The organism is Paenibacillus etheri (genome assembly GCF_001012825.1).
Classification (GTDB): Bacteria; Bacillota; Bacilli; order Paenibacillales; family Paenibacillaceae; genus Paenibacillus_AQ; species Paenibacillus_AQ etheri.
Genome location: NZ_LCZJ02000058.1, coordinates 1 through 3,107 on the forward strand (window position 1 = coordinate 1; position 3,107 = coordinate 3,107).

The 3,107-nt window shown below is 40.6% G+C and carries 3 protein-coding genes; all 3 read left to right on the forward strand.

The window, feature by feature from the left end:
* The first annotated feature begins 253 nt into the window (after positions 1-253).
* The 3 genes from UQ64_RS27585 (at position 254) to UQ64_RS27595 (ending at position 2,884) form a co-directional block, all read left to right on the forward strand.
* A complete protein-coding gene (locus tag UQ64_RS27585) occupies positions 254-592 on the forward strand; it encodes an HIT domain-containing protein (RefSeq protein ID WP_060626665.1) in 339 nt (112 codons plus the stop codon).
* A gap of 147 nt (positions 593-739) precedes the next feature.
* The gene (locus UQ64_RS27590; protein WP_060626666.1) at positions 740-1,264 is read left to right on the forward strand and encodes a YfiT family bacillithiol transferase; all 525 of its coding nucleotides are present in this window, start codon (positions 740-742) and stop codon (positions 1,262-1,264) included.
* A 288-nt stretch (positions 1,265-1,552) separates the two neighbouring features.
* Positions 1,553-2,884 (forward strand): serine hydrolase domain-containing protein, encoded by a 1,332-nt coding sequence (locus UQ64_RS27595; protein ID WP_060626667.1) that lies wholly within the window; start codon positions 1,553-1,555, stop codon positions 2,882-2,884.
* The last annotated feature ends 223 nt before the right edge of the window (positions 2,885-3,107 follow it).

Sequence of the window (3,107 nt, forward strand, 5' to 3'; positions counted from 1 at the left end):
GCGTGCAGTATATGGAAGGATATGGGGTTTTATCATCCCCCTCTATTTCCTCACGCCTTCATGTTGTCCTGGTCCTCAACCGGGTTGCTCTAACAATCTTTCGGTAAATCTGACAGGGGTGAAATCCTGCGAATAAGCGAGCATTCGTGAGAAAACTGAATCGTACTGAGGGAGTTCAATACCCAAAGGGCAGGTTACTGACAAATTATCGTGAATGTTAAAATAGTGAAAATAGGATGCGGAGGAGATAAGTTTGACTCAGGATTTTTATTGTGATGAGGTATTAAGTGGTCGTACTTCTGTGCAAAAGGTATTCGAGACTGATAACGTGCTTGCATATCATCACACTCGCCCTTTTTATCCAGTTCATATTGTTACGATTCCGAAGAAACATATCTCGTCTCTTCTTACACTCGAACAAAGCGATAACGAACTATTAATTGAGTTGATGGACGTTGTAAAAAAGGTGGCAACGCAGGTACAGTCTGAGTATGGTGCATGTAGGGTATTAACTAATTTGGGGAAATACCAAGACTCAAAACATCTTCATTTTCATCTGTTTTATGGAGAACCATTACACAACGATGATTAAGTTAACGAGGAACGTTAGCTCAACACAATATAACGGCACCTGGATAGATAACCAGTTGCCGTTTTTATTGAAGTAAAGGACAGATTAGTACAACTTCTTAACCATTGGGTATGTACGTTACAATGGGTCAAATGAGGAGGGATAAACATGGATTCATTACGTTATCCGATAGGACAATTCATTGCAATAGAGAACCCCACTGAAGAACAACGAGAACAATTCTTCGAATCGATAGCTGAAATTCCCAATAAACTTCGGCAAGCAATTGACGGTTTGGAGGTTGGACAATTAAGCAATTCTTACCGAACTGGGGGATGGTCGTTGCAACAGATTGTTCATCATTTAGCCGATGCTGAAATGAACGCGTATATTCGGTTCAAACGAGGTTTAACCGAGGAGCAACCACTTGCAGGAACATTTCGTGAGGACTTGTGGGCAGAATTAAATGACTATGAGGATACCCCAGTTGAGACATCTATCTTACTTTTGGAAGCACTCCATATCAGGTTTTTGAAATTATTAGTCAAATTGAAACCATCGGACTTTGCACGGTCAGTTACGAGTCCAACTCACGGTACTATGACTTTAGAGATTGCTATTCAAAGATTTTCATTGCATGCTCAGCACCATATTGCTCAAATAAACTCCTTGAGGAATACTATGGGATGGTAAGCAATCTTATGGCTTACGCTAACGAGACACGATAGTTGAACATAAAGGGTTTCACATATTAGTCATGACTATATGTGAAACCCTTTATTATATCTGACTTTCTTAAATTTAGGTCTTGATAAACTGAGGAAATAAAGTACTAGACTGTCGAGGGCATTAAGCTAAAGGGCAGGATGTATAAATAAGTATAATCATTCTCTACCAAATAAAGCATTGGCATTATGGTAAAATAAACCTATTACTTAAGGGGATTTAAGCGTTTGATGCCGAATATTTGGGGAGGCTAAAATGATTAATGATCAGAATATAGGGAGTTTGTTACATGAAATGCTAGCAGATTTCGTAGAAAATGAACAGTTTCCAGGCTTAGCAGTCGGAATAGTGAGGGACAACCAGATTTTATTTACTGGTGAATATGGAACAGCAAATTTATCGACAGGTGATCCCCTTATCAGGAGTACTTTATTTCACCAAGCCTCAGTTTCTAAAACCTTCGTTGCTACTGCCATTATGCAATTAGTTGAGCGTGGCAAAGTGGATCTAGATTCACCGATCACCCATTATCTACCGTATTTTAAGATGGAGGACGAGCGATTTCGCAATCTTTCAATAAGGCAGCTTATGAACCATACCTCGGGGATGCCGGATGAAGAAGATTACGCATGGGACCGTCCTGAATATGATGAGCAAAGTCTTGAAAGATATGTAAAAGGTGTTTATCGTCACAAGTTACTGAGCGAGCCTGGCGTTAACTTTGCCTATAGTAATATCGGATATGAAATTTTGGGAGACATGATCGCAAAAGTTAGCGGAATGAGCTTCGAGGAATATATGAAAAATAACATTCTTGAACCAATTGGAATGCGGTCCAGTTCGTTTCTGAAACTGGAAATTGAAACTCATCTAGCCGCACCTCATGTTTTGGGTACTTCCAATGGTTATGGTGGCTATGTTAGTGATGTCTTTCCGTACAACAGGGCACATGGCCCCAGTTCCACCTTATATACTAATGCTGAAGATATGTGCCAATATCTGCTGATGCATCAAAACCGCGGAACTGCAGGAAATGGCTATCAATTATTACAATCCGGCAGCTATGATGAAATGTGGAAGCCACATGCAACAACTAGTTACGGTCAAGAAAATGCACAGATTGGATTAGGCTGGTTTCTGGGAGAATATAAGGGTTTGCGTATCATCTCGCATTCAGGATGGGATACCGGTTTTTTGAGCAATCTGTTCCTTCTTCCCGATGAAAACATTGCGATTTCTATTATGACCAATTGCGACTATGTTTGGCTGGGGAGCGCCTTCTATCCAATTCTTGATCTATTGCTTGGTTCGAACATTCCCCACATCAAGCGATCTATTGCTCAAAAAGTTGCAGCTTTAGCTGTATCTAATGGAGTAGATAATGCGATGGAAGAATATCACCGCATCATGAGGAAGGAACAAGATAAACACTATTTAATGGAATTTGAATTTATACGAATCACCGAAGCATTAACGTGGGGTGGGCATAAGGAAGACGCCGTCCGCATTCTGAATTGTGCCTCTGCAATATTTCCTGATAGTATCTCAATTTATAGTAGGTTACAGGAATTTCAGGAAATGTTGTAGTTAGTTAACAACAAAAGCTCAAATCCATTTGGTGTTCGGATCGTTCAACTACCATGAAAGAACGGGTCAACTTTCATGCTCTGTGGTGCATTGCAGAGGATGCATGGATGGCTAGCGGGAAACGTTAGCATTCCTGTAGAGCGTTAATTACGAGCTTTGCAAAAAGAAAAGCGCCTCGGTACGATGGGAGTACGCAACGGGTCATAGCCCTTAAAATCCCATC